The following is a 22891-nucleotide window of genomic DNA, read 5'->3' as shown; positions in this document are numbered from 1 at the left end:
CTTAGATCTCCTCCTTTACAATATCTGCATCTAATAATACATCTTCATTCCATTTTATATTCTTCATAACATAAGCTAGAACAATTAAACCTATTACAACTCCCCAACCTAATGTTAGTATCGCACTAAGAGGATATCCTCCATACAAAGAAGTTACCTCAGCTTTAAATTTAAAAGCTAACATAATAGTTAGAATAGGAATAGTAACAGACTTAATAGCTATATTCCACCAAACACCTACTTTAAAGTCAGAAATTCCATTAACATGCTTCTTGATATTAGGTAATCCCCAGAAATAGCCAAGAAGAATACATTCAACTAAACCGACTACAGCTAATCCATAGTTATTTAAGAAGTGGTCCACTACATCTAAGATAACTAATCCCATTCCAGTAGCAAAGATTGCACTTCCTAAGAATCCTAATCCACATACTATAGTAACTGCTTTCTTTCTAGTCATTTGGAATTTATCCATGATTGAAGATGAAAATGATTCAATTAAGGAAATTGTTGATGACAAACCAGAAACAACTAAACATAAGAAGAATAAAGCTCCAAATAATCCATTAAAACCAGGTAATAAATTAATAGCTTTAGGAAAAGCAATAAAAGCTAAACCAATTCCACTAGTTACAACCTCTTTAAAAGCAACTCCTTGACTTTGTGCCATATAACCTAAGACCCCAAAAATAGCAATTCCAGCTAAGAAACTAAATCCACTATTTCCAAAGGCAGTAATAAATGCATTATTAACAACATCAGATTTTTTAGGCAAATAACTAGCATAGGCAATCATAATTCCAAAACCTAAACTTAAAGTAAAGAATACTTGACCATATGCACTAACCCATACACTTGAGTCTTTTAAAACTGAAAAATCAGGTTCTAAGAAATGATTGATTCCTTCAATAGCACCAGGTAATGTAATACCTCTAACTGTAATTAAAACAACTAATACAGCTAATAAAGGCATAAAAATCTTACTAGCTTTTTCAATTCCCTCTTTGATACCCTTATATAAAATCAAATAATTCAGTCCCCAAACAAGGGCTAAACTAGCTAAAACATTAAACCTAATACCACCAATTTTCCAGAAATTTGTCATCTTTAGATATTCCCCAAAGAAGAACTCATCTGGCTTAGCACCCCAACTTTGTTTAAATGCAAAGAAAACAAAGCTAACTGCCCAAGCAATAATTACAGAATAGTATACTGTTACTACAAAAGTAATTAATACAGTCCACCATCCAAGAGTTTCATATTTCTCTTTAATCTTTCTAAATGATAAAGGTGCAGATCCTCTCATCTTATGTCCTAATCCCATCTCTAAAACTAATAATGGAATCCCTGCTGTTAATAAAGCAAAGAAATAAGGTACTAAGAAGGCACCTCCTCCATTTTCATATGCCATATACGGAAAACGCCAAATATTACCCAAACCAACTGCAGAACCAATGGCAGCTAAAATAAAACCAAATCTACTTCCCCATTGGTCACGTTGTGTTTCTTTCTTCTCCATACTCAAACTCCTCCTTTTTATCTTTACATTCTTCTCTACTTCTAGCTACTCACCGTGACACATATAAGTAACTTTTAGTCTATTATATATGCTTTGATTTATTCAGTCAAGAATATAATGAGATTTTATAAAAATCATTTCACCTTCCAAGTCTGTCAAAATATGATAATATCTTATTCTGCTTTATTAATTCTGATATTGAATAAAATTCTGAATATAAGTGAATAAAAACTAAGGCACTAATAATCATCAACCGTAAAATAAAAGAAAAACTACCAACTATCAATAGACCTAGTATCACCCCCAATACATTTGATCCTATATCACCCATCATCCCCTTAGCTTGTAGATCAAAAGATAAAGCAAATAATACCGTTATTATTATAGGTATGATTAATAAATGGTTTTTTGAACTCAATATTAAAATTAATAATAAAAAGAACAATGTCACTTTTAAAGCTCTACCAGGACGCAAATCTAATAAATTAATAAAATTTGTCATCAATAAAATCAAAACTCCATTAATAATGAGATTACTTAGATCTTGATTTATATAAAAATTGATAAAGAATACAACAATAAAAGCAAATAAGGCTTTTATTGTCCCTGTAGTTAATTTTTTTTGAAATAATAATGCCTTAAAGTGACCACTAAATCCTTGTTTATCTTTATTTCCTATGGTGTCATCCAAAAGACCAATAAAAGACATAGCCAAAATCAGAATTATAAAATTATAAATCTGATAAACTTCATAATAACCAAATATAGTTCCAACTATCATAATGATAACTAAGTTTAAACTAAATACCAAACCATAACCTAGAGGGATTACTTCACCACGATAATTTTTAGCAACAGCATCACCATCTATTAATAGTGATGGAATCAATTTAAAGCTGACTTTATTTAAGATAATGCTTAAAGTAATTATAAGTATTAATTCTATCATTTTCTCACCTTCTCATTTTTAGAAGAATAACTCTTAGCACATCTTTAAACTGTTTACCACGATGAAGAAAACCTTTAATATCTCTTTTAGTTTCACGATGATTCATATTAACGGGAACTTCTTCTACTTTAAATCCTGCTTTGCATACATCAATTGTCAAAGCAACTTCTACACCAAATCCTTCTGCAAAGCTATCTATCTTTTTTATTACATCCTTAGATAATGCTCTTTGACCAGAAAGGGGCGCTGAAAATTCCTGATAAGTCATCTTCTTCAAACCCCAATTTGCCAAAGCTTTAACCAAACCAAAACCACCTTTAATTTGGCTAGGAGGAAATTGAGCAATAGACATATCAGCTCTATCAGCCAACAATGGCTCTATTAATTTCTCAGCTTCAGAAGCACTTTCAGCCAAATCCCCATCTAATAATAATAAAATATCACCCTTAGCCTCTTTTAAGCCATAATTTAGAGCACTGCCCTTTCCTTGGTTTACATCTAATCTAATTACTTTATGAGCTACTTTAATAGCCTTTTGATAGGTCTCATCTTCTGACCCATCATCAATAACAATAACTTCCTTAACTTTATCTATAGATTTAACAGTTTTGATCGTAGCCTCTATACTATCTTCTTCATTGTAAGCAGGGATTATAGCTGAAACTGTTTTATTCACTAGTCACACCTCTCATATCAGCTAAGTCTTTTGACGCAACTTCAAATACCAATTTAATCAATCCTGAAATATTATTTAGCTCATCAGAATTAATCTTTATAGTCCCCTTACTTAACTTCGAGTAATAATCTTTTATTTCCTTATTAACTTGTCCTAAAAATAATACTCTGCTAAATTCACCTTTTATTTCTATATCAGATATACCATCTACTAGGCTGATAGATTCTGCATTAGCTAATTTTAATGCTTTAATAAGTTGATTTTTCAAATCAGAAGATATATTATCACCTACAACTAATAATAAACTCTGCTTTTCTAATTGTCCTTTAACAACCAAAGGCATAATCATTTTTTGAAATTTTATATTATCTGCTAATCTAGCCTCTAAGGTATTGACCTCTCTTTCAAATTGTTTATTTTCACTTCTTAAATATCTAAAATCATCCTCTAATTTAGAAACAAGGTTTTTCTGTTCTTCAATTATTAAATCATTTCCTAACATACTGCTACCAATTAAAATTCCTATTGCTAGTGTAACAAATATAATCACAACTGTAATTATATGATATCTTATATCTACTAGCATCTTTTCTCCTCCTAAAAACCAATATTAATTCTTAGTTTGATAAGTATGAGTTTTATCAATTGATGGATTGGTGATGAGACACTTATAATAGCAATAATAGGAATTAAAGAAGCTATTAATACTTCAGCAACATATTTAGGTTTAATCTGACTTTGGTATAATTTATTAACCCCTTTAGCATCAACTAATCTACTTCCCACCTTTAATCTGACCAAAAAAGTGCTTGCCATACCTGGACGACCTTTTTCTAAGAAGTCTATCATAGTAGTATGAGTACCAACAGCCACAATCAGTTCTGCACCTTTTTCATAGGCTAATAACATAGCAATATCCTCACTAGTTCCTGGAGCAGGAAAAAGCTTAGCCTTTAAGCCCAAGTTTTCTACTCTCTTCATTCCTGGAGCTCTTCCATCAGGATAGGCATGAACAATAATCTCTGCCCCACAAGATAATATCTTATCACTAATACTATCCATATCTCCTATAATAATATCAGGTTCAAACCCGTATTCTACCAAGGCATCTGCTCCACCATCCACACCTATTAAAACAGGATTTGTTTCTCTAATATAAGAAATTACAGCTTCTAAATCCTGTCTATAATCTTTTCCTCTAACTACAATCAAAACATCTTTATTTTCTAAATCTGTATCTATGTTTGGTATATCTATTCCCAAAATAAGCTCTTTTTCTTTCTTGGCATAATCTAAAGTATTATCAACAAATTTAATTAATTCTTCTTCCAAATTCTCTTTAGTCTGCTCTAATTTTATTTCTAGCCTTTGTTGATTTAAAACTTCCCCTGCTGCTATTATTTTCTTATCCTTTATTATCTTATTGTCAATAATTTGAACTAAATCTCCATTATTTAATTTTTCAAACAAATCTTTTTCAACATTATCTATCATTGGTATTCCTGCTTCTAATAATCTTCTAGGTCCTAAATTAGGATATTTCCCACTAATAGATGGATTGAGATTAATTATTGCCTTTACTTTCTTCTCTATTAATGACTCTGCAGCAAGTTGATCAATATCTCTATGTGCAATAACTGCAATCTCCCCTTCAACTAATTCCTTAACTAATTTCTTTGTCTTAATTCCTAATCTAACTTTTCCAGTTAATTGCATCTTGGGAGCCTCCTAAATTTACTACTATATTTAGTATAGCTTGATTTATCCTCTCTCATACTTCTAATTAAAGGTAATAATGTCAACTTGATTATTGAACTTCTAACTTCATTGTCTCAAATAAAAAAGCATCCTAGTTAGGATGCTTGAGTTCAAACTTAATTTTAATATTTTTAACTTACTCTAAGCTCAATTCTTAATTTATCAGCAACTTTAGCAATAAATTGTGAATTAGTTGGCTTTCCTGTAGAACTTGTTACTGAATGTCCAAAAAGTTTATTAATAGCCTTTGTATTTCCTCGTTCCCAAGTTACCTCAATAGCATGTCGAATTGCTCTTTCTACTCTACTTGCAGTTGTATTATACTCTTTAGCTACTAAAGGATATAATTCTTTAGTAACTGCTCCTAATAATTCCACCTCTTCTATTACCTTAGAAATTGCTTTTCTAAGATATAAATAGCCTTTAATATGGGCTGGAATTCCTATCTGATGCATAATATCTGTAATTCTCTCTTCTACATTCTTATAGATATTCGGTTGCACTTTTTTAGCATATCCTGTATTACTATTAGAGTTTGATAAGGTTACCTGTCTAATTCTATCAGATAATTTTTCTAAATCAAAAGGTTTTAGAATATAATAATCAGCACCTAAATTTACTACTCTCTGGGTTAATTCTTCTTGTCCAAAAGCAGTTAACATAATAATTTTAAATTTACTACTTAAATCTTTACTATACAGTTCTTCTAATACCCCAATACCATCTAAATGTGGCATAATAACATCTAATATCAATACATCAAATTCAGTTTCTTCAATCATCTCTAAAGCAGCAATTCCATCGTTAGCTACTCCAACTACTTCAAACTCATCTTGCTGATTAAGATACTCCTTAATCAGATTACAGAAATCCTTATTATCATCTACTAACAACACCTTAATTATGTCTTTTTTCATATTTAATTTTCCTCCTCATAGTAACTCTATACTAGAAGTTCTATGCTAATTTCCAAATTCCTCCTTTCAAAAACAAAAAACATCAAAAAATCTATGAAATAGATTTTTTGATGTTTTTCTCTTCTAATAGACCAGATTGTTTGATCATCCATTGAGCCAATATCCCATAGCCACGAGTCGAATCATTCACAAAGACATGAGTTATCGCTCCTACCAATTTTCCATTTTGTACTATAGGACTTCCACTCATTCCCTGAATAATCCCACCAGTCTGAGTTAAAAGATCAGGATCAGTTATTCTGATAATTAATCCTTTTTCTGCAGGCTGATACTGTCTTTTTACTTTTTCAATGACTATTTTAAACCTTTCAATACTACCACCATGAAGAACTGTATAAATTTCTGCCGGACCTTCTGTAACTTCTAAAGGGCTTGATACAGGTATAGCTTTATTAAAATAAGGATGCTTAGGAATAATTGATAATTTTCCGTAAATACCAAAATCATTATTTCTGATTATATTTCCTAAGACCCCTTGCCCATTAAAAAAAGTACCTAACTTCTCCCCTGGCAATCCTTTTTGACTTTGGTTAATACCAGAAATATTAGCTCTAACAACCTCCCCCTCTCCTACATCAATTTTTAATTGGGTATTAGCTTCAGTTATCATATGTCCTAAAGCTCCATAATAACCTTGATTGGGATCATAAAAGGACATAGTTCCTACACCAGTGGCTCCATCATCAACATAAATCCCTATCATATAATGACCATCTTCATTTCTAATAGGAAGAATATCTTTAAAAACAACTTTACCTGACTGCTTTCTAATCTTAAATCTTATTTTCTTACTATTTTTTCCATATTGATTTATTAATTTAGCCAGGTGATACTTATTCTTAATTCCAATATCATTAACCTTTAATAAGCTATCTCCTACTTCTATTCCTGCATCTTTAGCAGGAAAATGTTTTTCCCCATTGCTATCTACTACATATGAACTTCTAACTACCATAATTCCATCTGATTTTAGAATAACTCCAATAGCTTGTCCACCTGGGATGACTTTAATCTCCGGAAGAACATTTACTACCATCTTTCTTAAGGGGATCAAACCAAACAACTTAAAGTTCAAGTCATACTTTCCCGTATTAGATGCCTGCAAAGCTAAAGGCTTAGATAAATTAATATTTAACTCTTGACTAGAAACATTTTTACCATTAACCTTTAAACTTCCTTGATTATTAGACTCAACCGATACATTAAAGGGTAAATGTATCTTTAATGATGCTTTATTACCTTCTATAATTTGGCAAGTATTTGGTAAACCTAAAAAAATTAATATCTGAGGCATTAATAAAATTAATATTACTATTAAGAAACAATTAAGTCCGATTATTCTTTTATAATTTTTCATTAACCACACTCCTACACAGCCCCACCTGTGTAGTATCTTCCAACTATTCAAATTACAACTTTCATCTGCTTAATAAACTATTAGAGACTTGTAAAATTAAAAGACATTACTATTAATAAGAGAATTCTATAAATTAAAAAATAGTTATACTTTTATAGATATAAGAATTTATAAAATTCTCTTGAATATGAAATTAAAAAAGAGCATCTTTACTAATAAAGATGCCCTAGATAAATAAAATCTATTCAATTCTACTTTACTTATTTCTTTTTTTATTTATAGCTGATTTAAGTAATTCTTCAGCATGATCCAATGTAGTCTCACTTAAACTACCATCTAACATTCTTGCTAATTCTCTGATTCTAGCATTGTCTTTTAAAGGATGAATTACTGTCTCAGTTTCATTATTAACAATTTTTTTCATGATTAAATGATGATTATCTGCCATACATGCTATCTGAGGAAGGTGAGTAATACAGATTATTTGATGATTTTTGGCTAGAGAATCTAACTTGTCAGCTACTAATTTTCCTACTCTTCCACCAATTCCAGTATCAATTTCATCAAAAATTAAAGTGGATATCTGATCAATATCTGCAGTTATCGTCTTTAAAGATAACATCACCCTAGATAATTCTCCACCAGAAGCTATTTTAGCTAATGGCTTTAACTTAGAACCAGGATTTGGTGAAATTAAAAATTCAACCTTATCAATACCATCCTTAGAATAAGTATCTCTTTCTTTAAAATCTATTTTAAATACTGTTTGCATCATAGATAAATCTTTTAATTCTTTTGAAATATTTTTTTCTAAAATATTAGCCATCTCTTTTCTTTTACTTGATAGTTTTTTGGCCAAGGCTAAGTATTCTTCTTCTAATTTATCAATATTCTCCTTTAGCTCTTCTTTTCTAATTTGGCTGTTTTTTATATTGTCTAATTCCTTAATAATAGTATCTTGATAGTCTAATATTTCAGAGATAGTATCTCCATACTTTCTCTTTAACCTACTAATAATATCTAAACGTTCTTCTATTAAATTTAAGCGTTGAGGATTAAACTCTATTTCATCATGATAATCTCTTAATTTAAAAGAAACATCCTCTAAGTCATAATTAATACTTTTTAAATTTTCAGCAACTTCCTCTAATTCATTATCTAATTTAACCAAACTATCAATCTCTTTAGATAATTGATTGACCTGATCAATTATAGAACTCTGTTCAAATTCACTTTGATATAATTGACTATAAGCTTTACCAATAGTTTGACTTAATTCCTCTGCATTACTTAACCTCTTTCTTTCTTCTAGCAACTCTTCATCTTCATTCATCTTTAATTCTGCTTCTTCAATCTCGTTAATCTGAAACTCTAATAAATCGATTCGCCTTTCTCTTTCTCTCTCATCATAATTTAATTCCTCTAATTTCTTCTTTTTTTCTTGCAACTTAGAATATAAATTGATTAACCCAACCTTAACTTCCATTAAATCCTTAGCACCAAATTCATCTAATAATCTAAGATGATCTTCAGCATTAAGTAATGATTGATGTTCATGCTGCCCATGAATATCAATTAAATATTGAGTTATTCCTCTAACCATCTCTAAGGTTACAACGCGTCCATTTATTCTGGATTTATTATTACCATTAACACTGATCTCACGGGTTAAAATTATATTTTCGTCATCTGATAGTTCCAATCCTAATTCATCTACTTTTTCTTTAGCAAGAAAATTATCTTTTAAATTAAAGCATCCTTCAATTATTGCTTTATCTTCACCATATCTAACATAGTCAGTTGACGCTCTGCCTCCTAACAACATATCTAAAGCTTTAATAATAATAGATTTTCCTGCACCTGTTTCGCCTGTTAGAATATTTAAACCAGGCTTCAACTCCAACTTAACATCCTTAATCAATGCAAAATTACTAATTACTAACTCAGATAGCATTGACTTTACCTCCTTACACAGTCAAATTCTCTAATTTATCAATTACAGACTCAACCGCATTTTTAGGCTTAACCACCATTAAAATAGTATCATCACCAGCAATTGTACCAATTACATTATCCCAAGTGGTATTATCTAATAAAGCGGCTATTGCTTGTGCAGTTCCTGGTAATGTATTGATTACAACCAAGTTCTCACTAAAATTTATATCTATTACTGAATCTTCAAACATACGTTTCATTCTACTTGTAACATTAACCTTCTCTTTAGGTTGAGGCGGCAAATAGTATTTATAACCTCCTCCTTCTATAGGAACCTTAATAAGTCCTAACTGCTTAATATCACGAGAAACAGTAGCTTGTGTTACTTCAATCCCCTCTTCTTCTAACCTAGTTGTTAATTCATCTTGAGTATGAATATCTTCATTCTCAACTAACTCCATGATTTTAATGTGTCTTTTACTTTTCATTAATTTATCTCCTTAATTTATTATTGTAGACGATTATGTAAAATTTTATAAAAATTATAGCCCTCTAATTTCATCATCTTTGCAACTAATTCAGACTTATTAATTTTTATAATATCTTTAGACAAAATAGGAAAACTATCTTGTCCATCAACAGTTAACATTACTTCATTATGATCAGCATCTACTTTAACCATTATCTCCTCATCTTCTGTAGTTACTATAGAACGGGAATTCAAAGTATGAGGACATATTGGGGTAATAATTAAAGATTTCATCTTAGGGTTAACAATTGGACCACCAGCTGATAAAGAATAGGCTGTAGAACCAGTTGGACAAGCTATTATCAATCCATCCCCTGGATATGTAGTAATATATTCATTATCAATATAACTTTCCAAATTAATAATTCTAGAAAATGGACCCTTGTTAATCACAAGGTCATTAATAGCAATTACCTTATTGACCACTTTACCCTTTCTAATAACAGTTCCTTCTAAAATCATTCTTTCTTCAATAATATACTGACCAGCTAATAACTTATTTAATCCTTCTTCCAACCTATTAATTTCTATATCAGTTAGAAAACCTAATTGGCCTAGATTTATACCTAAAATGGGGGTGTCACTATTAGCAAAAGTACGTGCTGCCTTTAGAAATGTCCCATCTCCTCCAAAAACAATTACTACATCTACAAAATCAATTAAAACTTCATAAGCTTTATTTTCAACCTTTCTATCAAGTAAACAAGCACTAGCTTCATCTAAAATATAACTTTTATTCTGACCATCCAAATAATCACAAACCTTATTCATAACTTCAAAGGCTTGAGCTTTATTGATATTAGCAATTAAACCTATTTTTTTAATAACCTTATTTCTATCCATATATTCACCCCAGAACTACTCATTAAAAATCATTATTCATAGAAAACTATAAAGATTGATGAGCAGAATCAATAATATTAATAATCTTCTCATCTAAATCAACAATACCTTTCTTACTTTGATCAAGAGTAAAATAAGATAAATATTCAATATTATGACCTTTACCTCCTGTAATCGGTGAATAATCAATTCCAAGAGGAGTTAATCCTATCTCTAATGCAAAATTCATAATTTTATTAATAACCTCTTTATGCACAGTCTTATCTTTAACTACACCATTATTCCCTACCTTGTCTGGTCCTGCTTCAAACTGTGGTTTTATCAAAGCAATAATCTCTCCATCAGATTTTAATAAATTTATTAAAGCAGGTAATATCTTAGTTAAAGATATGAATGCAACATCTATAGTACCTATATCCCCAGCTTCTCCTATATCATCTAAACTTAGATATCTAGCATTGGTCTTTTCCATACAAACTACTCGATCATCACTACGCAATTTCCAAGCTAACTGATTATAGCCCACATCAATTGCATATACTTTACGAGCTCCATTCTGTAATGAACAATCAGTAAAACCTCCAGTTGAAGCCCCAATATCTATTACTAATTTATCTTTAAGATCAATTTCAAAACTATCTATTGCCTTTTCTAGCTTCAAACCACCTCTACTAACATAAGGGTGCAAATCTCCTTTCACTCTAATGTTAGCTTCTGGATCTATCTTAGTGCCAGCCTTATCTACTTGTTGATCATCAACATAGACTAAGCCTGCCATAATTGACCTCTTAGCTTGTGAACGACTCTTGAATAATCCTTGTTCTGTTAATATTACATCTAATCGTTCCTTTTTAGCCATTCTACCCCTCCTGCATAACTGCTCTAATCTTAGCTTTAATTCCTGCTATATCTAGTCCGTATTTAGCCAATAATTCTTCTCTAGAACCATGCTCTATAAACTCATCTGGCAAAGCAATTCTTTTTAACTTAACATTCAAGTTTTGATCAACTAAAAATTCAGCGACAGCACTACCAAATCCTCCTTGTAAGACATTCTCTTCTACTGTAAAAAGAAGATTAAATCTATCAGCTAAATTTTTAATCAATTGCTTATCTAAAGGCTTTACAAAACGCATATTAACTACTTCTAAATCTATCCCTTCTTCAGCCAAGTCAGATGCAATTTTCAAAGCTGGATGTACCATAGATCCAATAGCCAAAATAGCTCCATCCTTACCTTGACGTAAAGTTTCTGCCTTAGCAATTTCTAAAGTATTATCAGTCTCACTTAACTCTACCCCTACAACTTCGCCTCTTGGATATCTAAAAGATATTGGCCCATCATGATTTAAAGCTGTTCTAACCATTACTTGTAATTCTGATTCATCCTTAGGTGCCATTACTGTCATATTAGGTAAGTGGCGTAAAAATGAATAATCAAATACACCTTGATGGGTTTCTCCATCCCTTCCTACTAATCCAGCACGATCAATAGCTAATTTAACTGGAAGGTTTTGAATACAGATATCATGAAGAATTTGGTCATATCCGCGTTGTAAAAAAGTAGAATATAAAGTAACAAAGGGTTTAGTACCATTTAAAGCTAAACCAGCACCTAAAGTTAATGCATGCTGCTCAGCAATACCTACATCATAAAAACGATCAGGATACTCATTAGCAAATTTATTTAATCCTGTACCTGAAGGCATAGCAGCAGTAATTGCTACAACACTCTCATCTTCTTTAGCTAGATCTACTAATGTTTGACTAAAAATATCTGTATAAGTCTTTTTTGTCCTTTTACTTTTAGCCTCTCCTGTCATTATATTAAATGGTGCTACACCATGATATTTAGATGGTTCTTTTTCAGCTGGTGCATAACCTTTTCCTTTAGTTGTCACCGTATGTATCAAAACTGGACCACCAATATTTTTAGCATCTTTTATATGTTCTTGTAATACTTTAATATTATGTCCATCGATTGGTCCTAAATAAGTAAAACCAAACTCTTCAAATAAAAGTCCTGAAACCAATAAATATTTTAAACTGTTTTTTACTTTATTAGCCGTCTTCAGCAATTGATCACCAAAAGCAGGTATAGAATTTATTAAATATCCTACATCTTTTTTAGCCTTATGTATTTTAGGATTAGTCCTTAATTTATCTAAATAATTAGATACAGCTCCTACATTTTTTGATATAGACATTTCATTATCATTTAAAATAACTATTAAATCCTTAGCTAAATCACCAGCATGATTTAAGGCTTCAAAAGCCATACCTGCCGTTAAAGCTCCATCACCAATTACAGCCACAATAGTTTCATCATCTCCCCTAATATCTCGAGCACATGCCATACCTAATGCAGCTGAAATTGAGGTGCTACTATGACCCACATCTAAATGATCATGTATACTTTCTTGACGTTTTGGAAAACCACTTAAACCATTAAACTGCCTTAATGTGTTAAACTTATTTTTTCTTCCGGTCAATAATTTATGAGCATAACTTTGATGCCCTACATCCCACAAAATCTTATCTTTAGGACTATTTAATACTGAATGAAGTGCTATTGTTAATTCAACCACTCCCAAAGAAGAGGCTAAATGACCACCAGTATTGGATAAATTCACTATTATCTCTTCTCTAATCTCTTGAGCTAACTTATATAGATTATCTGCTGATATTTTTTCTAAATCTTTTGGTGAATCTATTTGTGCCAAAAATTCTTCCATAATCAGATATCACCCTCTTTTTCTAATTTACAATGTACAATTGACAATCTATGATTAAAACTAAGATCTTAAGAACTTAAATTTTTAATTGTAGCGAAGCATGAATGGGGGAGTTCTTTTCCCACTGAATATTATATATTATCAATTGTCAGTTATTACTTAATAGTCTCGTTGTATAATATAATCTGCTAACTTTAATAAGACTTCTGCTTTTTCACCAAAAATATTTAATGCTTCTTTTGCTCGTTTACAGGTCTTAGAAGCCATCTTTTTAGACTCTTCCAAACCATAAATAGCTGGGAAAGTAGCTTTATCCCTATCTAAATCACTGCCTACATCTTTTCCTAACTTGTTAGCATCTCCTTCAATATCTAAAATATCATCAACAATTTGGAAACCTAAACCGATCTCTTCTGCATAAGTAGTCAAAGCCTTTAATTGCTCATCATTAGCCCCTGATAAGATAGCTCCAATTCTAACAGATGCCTTTAATAAAGCTCCTGTTTTGTGCCTATGTATATAATCTAATTCATTACTATCTATTTGATGACCTTCAGCTAAAATATCAGCAACTTGTCCTCCAACCATACCTTTAGATCCTGAAGCCTTAGCTAACTCTTTTATCGCTAACAAAACTTGTTCTACTGATACATTATCAATATTAGTCATAATTTCAAAAGCATAAGTTAATAAAGCATCACCAGCCAATATAGCCATTGCTTCACCAAAGACTTTATGATTAGTAGGCTTTCCTCGTCTTAAATCATCATCATCCATAGCAGGTAAATCATCATGGATCAAAGAATAATTATGTATTAATTCAAGGGCACAAGCTGCGGCTAAGATATCTTCCTCTTCTCCGCCTATTAATTTTGCCGCTTCTAAAGCCAAAATGGGCCTCAACCTCTTTCCACCTGCTAATACACTATATCTCATAGATTTATTTAATTGGATTGGGTGTATATCTTCAGCTGGTAGATGCTTGTCTAATTCTTTATTTATTACTTTACTCTTACAATTAATAAATTCTTTAATATTCATTATTCTCCTTCACCTCTATAATTATAACTTTCTACACCTATTTCTCCATTCTCCTCTTTAATAACTTCTATTCTTTCTTCAGCCTGATCTAACTTATTTGAACAAAATTTCGTTAGCCTGACTCCTTTTTCAAACTCTGTTAATGAATCTTCTAAAGATAGTTCTCCTCGCTCTAATTTATCTACAGTATCTTCTAATTGTTTTAATGCTTCTTCAAAGCTAATTTCCTGACTCATAGGCCTCAACTCCTTAATACTTAATCCACTTTAGATATTTCTACATTCGATCTTTATTCCCTTCATCTCTCTTTAACTTACCACTTAAATAACTATTTTTAATTAGATGTTAAGTATATTTTATTATCCCTAAAATTACTAATTTTATAATAATTTATATTTACATTATTTGAAAGTGATATATCCAAGTTTAAAGTAAAACTTAATGGATGTATTGAAACATTTTTAGGTGATAGGAGTTAGGTTATAGGTGATAGTAAGGTCTTCCTACCTCCCATGTCCTAACGCCTAACTCCGAAAGTGTCGCATTATCAATCTATATTCCTTAATAACCTTAAGCATAATCAAATATCTTACTTTATAATAACAAAAAGGTTGCCCGAAGGCAACCTTTGAATTTAGTTAAGCTATATGCTCTGCTTGATCTTTTCCATTTGTAGTTAAGTTATTAAAATATTCTTTAGTTAAACTAATAACTATACCCGATAACCCTAATAAAGCAACTAAGTTAGGTAAAGCCATTAGACCATTTACTACATCAGAGATAGCCCAAATTAATTCTAATTTAACAGTAGCACCTAATAGAACACATAAAATATAAATAAATTTGTAAGGCTTAATAGCTTTATGCCCTAATAAATATTCAATACATTTTTCACCATAATAACACCAACCTAAAGCTGTAGAAAAGGCAAAGAATATGATTCCAATTCCAATTACTAAACCACCAGGACCAGGCATTCCTACATTAAAAGCTTTAGTTGTTAAAGCAGCACCAGTCTCTCCACTATTCCAAACACCAGTCATAATAATTGTCAAAGTAGTTAAGCTACAAATGATAATTGTATCAATGAATGTTCCTAACATAGCAATTAACCCCTGACGAACTGGATTATTTGTCTTAGCAGCAGCATGAGCAATTGGAGCACTACCTAGACCAGCTTCATTAGAGAAGATACCTCTTGAAATACCTTTTCTTATAGCTAACATCACTCCTGCACCAGCAAAACCACCAATAGCAGATTGACCACTAAAAGCAGATTTGACAATTAAAGAAATAGCAGCTGGTAATTCAACAATATTAGTAAGTATAATATATAAAGTTCCTAAAATATAAATAGCACTCATTAAAGGAACAATCTTACTTGCAACCTTAGCAATTCTTTTAATACCACCTAAAACAACCATTCCAACTAAAGCAGCCATAACTACCCCTGTAACTATAGGTGAAATTCCAAAGTTAGCCTGTAAAGCATCAGCCATTGAATTTGCTTGAACTGTAGCTCCAATTCCTAACCAAGCAACCATAACACCACAAGCAGCAAAAAAGATTGATAACGGCTTCCACTTTTCTCCTAATCCTTCTTGAATATAGTACATTGGCCCCCCAGCCATTTCACCATCTTCATTCTTAACACGATATTTTACAGCTAGAACACCTTCAGCAAACTTGGTAGCTGTACCAACTATGGCAGCAATCCACATCCATAATGCAGCACCTGGACCACCAACAGCAATAGCAGTAGCAACACCCGCTATATTACCAGTTCCTATCGTAGAAGAAAGTGCTGTCGCCAATGCTTCAAAGGCTGATACATCACCTTCACTCTCATTGTCTTCTTTAAAGATCAAACTTATAGCATAAGGAATTTTAGATAATGTAATCCCTTTTAACCTAATAGTCAAATATACTCCAGTTCCCAACAATAATATTAACATTGGTGGTCCCCAGACAAGACTACTCATTGCACTAAAAAAATTCAATAAAGCTTCCATTCTTCTTCCTCCCCTTTAAATTTCAATTATAAAATAAAAAATCTAAACCCTAAGGTTTAGACTCTGGAGAAAAACAAATAGATCTATTGAGTTCTTAGCTCCATAACATTAGATAAGAAGTAATAATTAGCAACTAATAATCAACTACTATTTGTCCTTTGCTCTGTCCTTTTACCTGAGAGATTACCCTGAAATTTATTCAGGTTACTCCTTCGGTGCTCTTTTATAAGTCTCTCCAGAGTGCCGTCATATTACAGTATTTAACCTGAGAGTTTCATCTATAGTCGGACAACTATAGATTTGCCCCGTCGGCAAAGCCATAAACTTTTCTCCTGTAATAATCCTTCGACAACGTATTCACTTTTATAAAGCTATGATAACACATGTTTGTCATTTTAGCAAGTATTTATTTTTTTCAAAATAATTATATAAATTGCAATATAAAATGCACGGTTTTTTATTACTCAATACCTCATAAATTTTAAGCTGCCTTTAACTGTTCTTCAAATATATAATTTGCATTCTTAAACCCAAACATTTTTCGTGGATAATTATTTATCCATCGCTCAATTCTTTTAACTTCATTTCTGCTAATATTCTTAAAGCTACTTCCTTTTGGTAAAAACCTTCTAATCATTTTATTTAAATTCTCATTACTACCTCTTTGCCAAGAACAATAAGCATCAGCATAATATTGACTAGTTCTTGAGATATCACTTCCTGTAAAGGAAGTTTCTATCCCTTCATAATCATAGAATTCTTTACCATTATCTGTAGTTATAGTTTTAAATAAGTCTCTAAATTTTCTAACTCCTATTCTTCTTTCTACGCGATCTAATCCTTTTATTACAGATTCTTGAGTCTTATTAGGTATTAGTTCTATTATTTCTTTGCGACTATATCTCTCTGTTAAAACTAATAAAAAGGGCTCATCTTTACCTTTCCTACCCTCTACTAAGTCCATTTCCCAATGACCTATTTCTGACCTTTTATCAGCTTCCTTAGGCCTATCTGATATCTTTCTTCCCTCTTTTCTCCTTTTTGTTGATTCTTTTTCTTTCTGTTTAGATTTATTAGTCTTTTTATATCTACCATAAACCAAATCTTCTCTATCTATAAACAGAATGCCTTTATCTATATAATTATATATCGTCTTCCAATGTATTTTAATTTCAAACCCATCATCCTCTTTAATCATCTCTGCAATTACCTCTGGAGAATAATTTCCTTTTATTTTTTCTTCTATGAATTCAGCTAATTGATGATCTTTTCCTATTTTAATCTTAGCTCCTTTAGCAGTCGCATTGTTATCATATAAGTTTTGAGCTATATCAGCATCGTATTCTATTCTTTTAGTGTAATCTGAATTTAATAATACAAGCTTTCCCCTTTCAATTTCTCGACTTATTGTCGTCCTATGCCTCCCTAACTCTCTTGCTATTGCTGTCTTCGATTTGTTTTGTATATTATATAAATGTTCTATTATCTTTCTCTCTTCCCACTTTAAATGTTTTCCTTTTCTACTTTTTGTGTTATAATTATTTTGGCACATATTTAATACCTCCAATGTTTGCTTTGGTCAGTTAACATTATATATGAGGTATTAATGTGTGTCATTTTTTATTTTTTGAACTATCCGTGCATTTAATTATACAATGCACCTTTCAAAATAATTATATAAAATAAACAAAACAGTCTTTTCTATTTGTTTTAGAATTATTTAAACTTATTTCTTGCTTGTATGATAATTAAAAACTTAATGGCATTCGATATCTTTAACAAATGGATATACAGATATAAGATAAAGCGACAGTTTCGGAGTTTGGCGTTAGAAAATAGGAGGTAGGAAGAACTTACTAACCCCTATAACCTAACTCCTAGCACCTAAAAGTGTCACACTATACTCATATTATTCAACAATTAAAAATCAAAAATAATAGTTTATCTTATTACTTTTTAATACATTCGAAGCATTTTATCTTTAATTATATCTTTATGCTCTAAAAAATAATCATAGTCAGCAACAACTATGATAGTAACTATATTCTAAAAGTTTATTTTTCGGAAATTTTCTCTACATTACATAACAAATAACCATCCTTTAATAAAATCTCAACTAAATCATCTTTATTAACTTGATAAATTGAATTGATACCTCTACCACCTTCAGCTTTCCTAGTCAAACTATAACCCCTAGCCAAAGTATTTAATGGTGATAAAGAATTCAAATTACTTACTAGACTTTCTAATTTTTCTCTTTTCTTGCTCAAGTTATTCTTAAATTTATCCTGAAGGTTCAGTGTTAATTCATCTAGCTTTTGAGTATATTCCAAAATTTGATCCTTAGGCAATTGTAGTGCTCTACGCCCTTTTAAGTTATTCAACTTATCACCTAAGCGATTTAATCTATTTTCTATAGCAACTGTTAAATTGCTATATAATCGTTTCACATACCTTTCTATCTCTTCACGATTAGATACAACTAGCTCTGCTGCTGCTGAAGGAGTTGGGGCTCTTAAATCAGCTACAAAATCAGAAATAGTGAAATCTGTCTCATGTCCAACCGCTGAAATCACAGGTACTTTAGATTTAAAAATAGACCTTGCCACTTCTTCTTTATTAAAAGCCCATAAATCTTCAATTGAACCTCCACCACGTCCAATAATAATTACATCCACATCACTCTTATTTAAAAGTTCTAAGCCCTTAACTAAACTCGCTACTGATTTTTCACCTTGAACTACAGCAGGGGCAATCAGTAAAGATATATTAGCAAATCTTCTTTTAACTACACTGATAATATCCTTAATAGCTGCTCCTGTTGGTGAAGTTATAACCCCTACTTTAGCAGGTATCTTTGGAATTGTCTTTTTAAATTCATCTTTAAATAATCCTTCTTGATCTAACTTTTTCTTTAATTGCTCAAAGGCCAAATGTAAACTACCTATTCCATCTGGCTCTAAATTATGTATGTAAATCTGGTATTGTCCTCTTGCAGGATAAATACTTACCTTCCCTTGAGCAATAACTGCCATCCCATCTTCAGGCTCAAACTCTAATTTATGATTATAACCTTTAAACATAACTGCACTTATCTGTGTTTTCTCATCTTTTAAAGTAAAGTACATATGCCCTGAAGAATGATGATGAAAATTAGAAATCTCTCCTTTAACCGTGACTTTACTTAGATTTGGATCAGTCTCTAAAACCTCTTTTAAATAATTGGTAACTTGAGTAACAGACCATGCCCTATCTAAAAAATTATTTTCTTCCCACATTCTAGCCCCTTCTCTCTTTGCAGGCAGTCAATGTATTTTTAAGTAAAATAGCAATTGTCATTGGTCCAACCCCTCCTGGAACAGGAGTGATTGCTGAAACTTTATCTTTTACTCCTTCAAAATCAACATCACCACATAACCCTTCTTCTGTTCTATGCATCCCTACATCTATTACAACTGCTCCTTCTTTAACCATATCAGCAGTTACAAACTTCTCCCTGCCTACTGCTGCTACTAAAATATCAGCATTTTTAGTATGTTCTGCTAAATTTTTAGTTCTACTATGGCAAATAGTAACTGTAGCATTCTGATGTAATAACATCGTTGCCATAGGTTTACCTACAATATTACTTCTTCCAATAACTACTGCATTCTTTCCCTCAAGTTCAATATTATATCTAGCTAAAATTTCCATAATTCCTCGTGGTGTACAAGATGGCAATCCCTTATTATTAATCATTAATTTTCCTACATTTATCGGATGGAAACCATCTACATCTTTATCTGGCCTAATAGTAGCAATTACCTTTTCATCATCTATATGATCTGGCAAAGGTAATTGGACTAAAATCCCATCTACCTGATCATCCTCATTTAGTTTCTGAACTTCTGTCAAAAGATCGCTTTCACTAATATTTTTAGGCAAATTAATTATAGTAGAGTTGATTCCTACCCTCCTACATGCCTTCTCTTTATAAGAAACATATATTTCTGAAGCAGGATTATCTCCCACTAAAATTACTGTTAAACCTGGTTTTATATCAACATCTTTCAATCTTTCTACTTCTTTACTAAGATCACTTTCAACTGCTTTGGCAACCTTTCTACCAATTAAAATCTTATCCTCTCCTACTCTCATTCTAATTCCCTCCTTGATAAATACTATCTTTAATTACAAATATTATAGCATAAAGAACTTTAATAATAAATAAGAAGACTATATTAAAAATCCATACTTACTTTTTTGACTTTAAGTTAATATCTTCTACCGCGAAATAATTAGAGAACAAAAATTAAATCAGTTCTAAGACAGCTAAGGCAGTAATTTCATCTGTTATCAGTACATCTATTAACTCGCTTCTCATCACACCTAAAATAGCCTCTGCTTTTTGAGAACCAGAAACAACTGCAATTAAATAAGGAATCTTAGCAAGTTGCTCAAAGCCAACACCTATCACCCTATTATCAAAGCTAGCATTACACCTTTCCCCATTAATATTAAAGAATCTAGCACATATATCACCTACTGCACCAACCTCACTTAACAACTCCATATCCTCTTCTAATAAATAACCGGATTTGATAAAGGTTGATACTGGACTTAAGCCTCCAATTCCAACCATACCTACTGTTATATTATTCATCATTTCATAAATTTCTTTTATCTTTCTATCAGATATTATAGCATCTCTAATTGTTTTATTATCAACAATAGCAGGTGCTGATAACATATTATATTCTCCACCAAAAGCTCTAGCCAAATCATGGATAATAGTATTAGCACTTACATCATTAGAACCTAAATTACCTATCAATTGCACAATATCAACCTTTTTATTAGTAGGTTCTAGATAATCAGTTACCCGACGTAAAGTTCTCCCCCAAGAAACTCCTAATACATCTCCATCACTAACTTTGTCACTTACATGCTTAGCAGCAGTCTTAGCTACTTCATTAAAATAAATTTCTTCAGAAGCATCTTGATTAACAATGATTTTCGCTTCTTTTAAGCCAAATAATTCCTCAAATTTTCTTTCTAACCTAGTAGCATTATCTTTAGGATAATTTATCTTAACTTCAATAATTCCTTCTTTCTTAGCTGCAGTTAACACTCTTGAGACCTTGACTCTAGAAATCTTAATTCTATCGGCTATCTCTTGTTGACTCATATTATTCTTATAATATAATTCAGCTACTTTAGCCATCAATTTTGGTTCATAACTCGCCATATCGACCCACTCCTTAATACAATCTACTCTTATTATAAGCCCTTTTTAATTAATTTTAAAGTCTAGTCAAATATTTATCTTAGTTTATATTCTTCCTACACTTAAAATATCAAGCAAGAAAATATATAAGAGCGAACAAGATGTCCGCTCTTAGTAATCTCCAATAAATAATTCTCTTATCAACCTTAAGAACTATATTAAAGATATATTATTTACTTATCTAATCTTTCAATCAACTTAATTTTTGTGTAGCAAAAAGCAAATAAATATATACTATATATGGTTTCCCCTATTTTTAAATATATACGAGCTTGTTGAATAATTAACTTATTATTTATATAGCTTTTATTATTTAGAGATTAGATTGATAAAACGACACTTTCGGAGTTAGGCGTTAGGACATTGGAGGTAGGAAGACCTTACTATCACCTATAACCTAACTCCTATCACCTAAAAATGTCTCAATACATCCATTAATCTACATATCTTTATATTCTTTCAACAACCTAAAATATATACAATAAAAGAAATTAATACTTTAGTTATAGATTATTAACCTTCTTACCTTTACCATAAGTTTCTTCCCAATCTGCAATAAAGCCTTCTACTCCTAATTCAGTCATTGGATGATAGATCAATTTATCAATAAGATCAGGATTTGCTGTAATAGCATGGCTTCCAGCTAAAGTAGACTGGTGAATTTGGTTTACATTTTTGAAACTAGCAGCTAATACTTGAGTTTCACAATTATAAATCCCAAATAAGTTAATAATCTCCTTGACAGTATTAATACCATCAGCAGCAATATTATCTAAGCGATTAACATAAGGAGCTACAAAATGTGCTCCAGCTCTAGCTGCCATTAATGCCTGCTGTGCTGTAAAAACCGCTGTAGCTGTTATCTTAATTTCTTTCTCCTTCAGAATCTTCATAGCTTTAATTCCTTGTGGAATAACAGGAATTTTAATATATAACTTTCCACCTATCTTATCATTTAAAAACTCTGCTTCTTCCACCATTTCTTCTGCACTAGTACTTAATACTTGAGCATGTAACATCTTATCTTCACCAATTATTGCTCTTATCTCTTGCAATAATGGAATAAAACCTCTTCCCTCTTTGGCAATGATTGATGGATTAGTTGTTACTCCATCAATTGGATATAAATCACCAAGTTTTTTAATCTCTTCTAAATTTGCAGTATCTAATAAAAGCTTCATTTAATCTCCTCCTTTTTATAAATATCCAATTTTTAAAATAGAATATAGCAGGTATAAAGTGACAGTAACAAGTGACTAATAACAGGTGGCAAGTTAATTTATTTACCTAGCTC

At 31.2% G+C, this 22891-nt stretch carries 20 protein-coding genes and 1 riboswitch; all 20 genes read right to left on the bottom strand.

Annotated elements, in window-relative coordinates:
• Position 1 precedes the first annotated feature (1 nt).
• Positions 2 to 1519 carry a sodium-dependent transporter gene (locus tag OREMA_RS0114575; protein WP_018249984.1) on the bottom strand — a complete coding sequence of 506 codons (1518 nt, stop codon included), beginning with the start codon at positions 1517 to 1519 and terminating at the stop codon, positions 2 to 4.
• 139 nt (positions 1520 to 1658) lie between these two features.
• Positions 1659 to 2468 (bottom strand): hypothetical protein, encoded by an 810-nt coding sequence (locus OREMA_RS0114570; protein WP_018249983.1) that lies wholly within the window; start codon positions 2466 to 2468, stop codon positions 1659 to 1661.
• 4 nt (positions 2469 to 2472) lie between these two features.
• The gene (locus OREMA_RS0114565; RefSeq protein ID WP_018249982.1) at positions 2473 to 3144 is read right to left on the bottom strand and encodes a glycosyltransferase family 2 protein; all 672 of its coding nucleotides are present in this window, start codon (positions 3142 to 3144) and stop codon (positions 2473 to 2475) included.
• On the bottom strand, positions 3137 to 3730 hold the full coding sequence (locus OREMA_RS0114560) for a copper transporter (RefSeq protein WP_018249981.1): 594 nt from the start codon (positions 3728 to 3730) through the stop codon (positions 3137 to 3139). The genes OREMA_RS0114565 and OREMA_RS0114560 overlap by 8 nt, the downstream gene beginning before the upstream one ends.
• Positions 3731 to 3741: 11 nt before the next feature.
• On the bottom strand, positions 3742 to 4860 hold the full coding sequence (gene steA / locus OREMA_RS0114555; RefSeq protein WP_018249980.1) for a putative cytokinetic ring protein SteA: 1119 nt from the start codon (positions 4858 to 4860) through the stop codon (positions 3742 to 3744).
• A gap of 173 nt (positions 4861 to 5033) precedes the next feature.
• Positions 5034 to 5819 (bottom strand): sporulation transcription factor Spo0A, encoded by a 786-nt coding sequence (gene spo0A, locus OREMA_RS0114550; RefSeq protein WP_018249979.1) that lies wholly within the window; start codon positions 5817 to 5819, stop codon positions 5034 to 5036.
• Between the two features lie 91 nt (positions 5820 to 5910).
• On the bottom strand, positions 5911 to 7236 hold the full coding sequence (spoIVB, locus tag OREMA_RS0114545) for a SpoIVB peptidase (protein WP_018249978.1): 1326 nt from the start codon (positions 7234 to 7236) through the stop codon (positions 5911 to 5913).
• A gap of 256 nt (positions 7237 to 7492) precedes the next feature.
• Entirely contained in the window at positions 7493 to 9190 is a 1698-nt protein-coding gene (gene recN, locus OREMA_RS0114540; RefSeq protein WP_018249977.1) for a DNA repair protein RecN, read from the bottom strand.
• Positions 9191 to 9203: 13 nt separating this feature from the next.
• Positions 9204 to 9659: an arginine repressor gene (argR, locus tag OREMA_RS0114535; RefSeq protein WP_018249976.1), complete on the bottom strand. Its 456-nt coding sequence runs from the start codon at positions 9657 to 9659 to the stop codon at positions 9204 to 9206.
• Between the two features lie 20 nt (positions 9660 to 9679).
• Positions 9680 to 10543 carry an NAD(+)/NADH kinase gene (locus OREMA_RS0114530; RefSeq protein ID WP_018249975.1) on the bottom strand — a complete coding sequence of 288 codons (864 nt, stop codon included), beginning with the start codon at positions 10541 to 10543 and terminating at the stop codon, positions 9680 to 9682.
• 46 nt (positions 10544 to 10589) lie between these two features.
• Positions 10590 to 11402 carry a TlyA family RNA methyltransferase gene (locus OREMA_RS0114525; RefSeq protein ID WP_018249974.1) on the bottom strand — a complete coding sequence of 271 codons (813 nt, stop codon included), beginning with the start codon at positions 11400 to 11402 and terminating at the stop codon, positions 10590 to 10592.
• Position 11403: 1 nt separating this feature from the next.
• Complete coding sequence (gene dxs, locus OREMA_RS0114520; protein ID WP_018249973.1) at positions 11404 to 13278, bottom strand: 1-deoxy-D-xylulose-5-phosphate synthase; 1875 nt, start codon at positions 13276 to 13278, stop codon at positions 11404 to 11406.
• Positions 13279 to 13437: 159 nt separating this feature from the next.
• A complete protein-coding gene (locus OREMA_RS0114515; RefSeq protein ID WP_018249972.1) occupies positions 13438 to 14319 on the bottom strand; it encodes a polyprenyl synthetase family protein in 882 nt (293 codons plus the stop codon).
• A complete protein-coding gene (locus tag OREMA_RS0114510; protein ID WP_018249971.1) occupies positions 14319 to 14555 on the bottom strand; it encodes an exodeoxyribonuclease VII small subunit in 237 nt (78 codons plus the stop codon). Before OREMA_RS0114510 ends, OREMA_RS0114515 begins: the two co-directional genes overlap by 1 nt.
• Before the next feature lie 402 nt (positions 14556 to 14957).
• Entirely contained in the window at positions 14958 to 16331 is a 1374-nt protein-coding gene (locus OREMA_RS0114505) for an alanine/glycine:cation symporter family protein (RefSeq protein WP_018249970.1), read from the bottom strand.
• Positions 16332 to 16484: 153 nt separating this feature from the next.
• Positions 16485 to 16580, bottom strand: a riboswitch (glycine riboswitch).
• Positions 16581 to 16812: 232 nt separating this feature from the next.
• A complete protein-coding gene (locus OREMA_RS0114500) occupies positions 16813 to 17883 on the bottom strand; it encodes an IS30 family transposase (protein ID WP_018247563.1) in 1071 nt (356 codons plus the stop codon).
• Positions 17884 to 18385: 502 nt separating this feature from the next.
• A complete protein-coding gene (xseA, locus tag OREMA_RS0114495; RefSeq protein ID WP_018249969.1) occupies positions 18386 to 19609 on the bottom strand; it encodes an exodeoxyribonuclease VII large subunit in 1224 nt (407 codons plus the stop codon).
• Position 19610: 1 nt separating this feature from the next.
• A complete protein-coding gene (gene folD, locus OREMA_RS0114490; RefSeq protein ID WP_018249968.1) occupies positions 19611 to 20468 on the bottom strand; it encodes a bifunctional methylenetetrahydrofolate dehydrogenase/methenyltetrahydrofolate cyclohydrolase FolD in 858 nt (285 codons plus the stop codon).
• A gap of 154 nt (positions 20469 to 20622) precedes the next feature.
• Positions 20623 to 21558 (bottom strand): sugar-binding transcriptional regulator, encoded by a 936-nt coding sequence (locus OREMA_RS0114485; RefSeq protein ID WP_018249967.1) that lies wholly within the window; start codon positions 21556 to 21558, stop codon positions 20623 to 20625.
• A 542-nt stretch (positions 21559 to 22100) separates the two neighbouring features.
• On the bottom strand, positions 22101 to 22778 hold the full coding sequence (locus OREMA_RS0114480; protein ID WP_018249966.1) for a fructose-6-phosphate aldolase: 678 nt from the start codon (positions 22776 to 22778) through the stop codon (positions 22101 to 22103).
• Positions 22779 to 22891: the final 113 nt, after the last annotated feature.

Origin of the sequence: Orenia marismortui DSM 5156, assembly GCF_000379025.1 — a bacterium.
Taxonomy (GTDB): domain Bacteria; phylum Bacillota; class Halanaerobiia; order Halobacteroidales; family Halobacteroidaceae; genus Orenia; species Orenia marismortui.
This window is presented reverse-complemented; position numbering and strand designations above follow the sequence as displayed.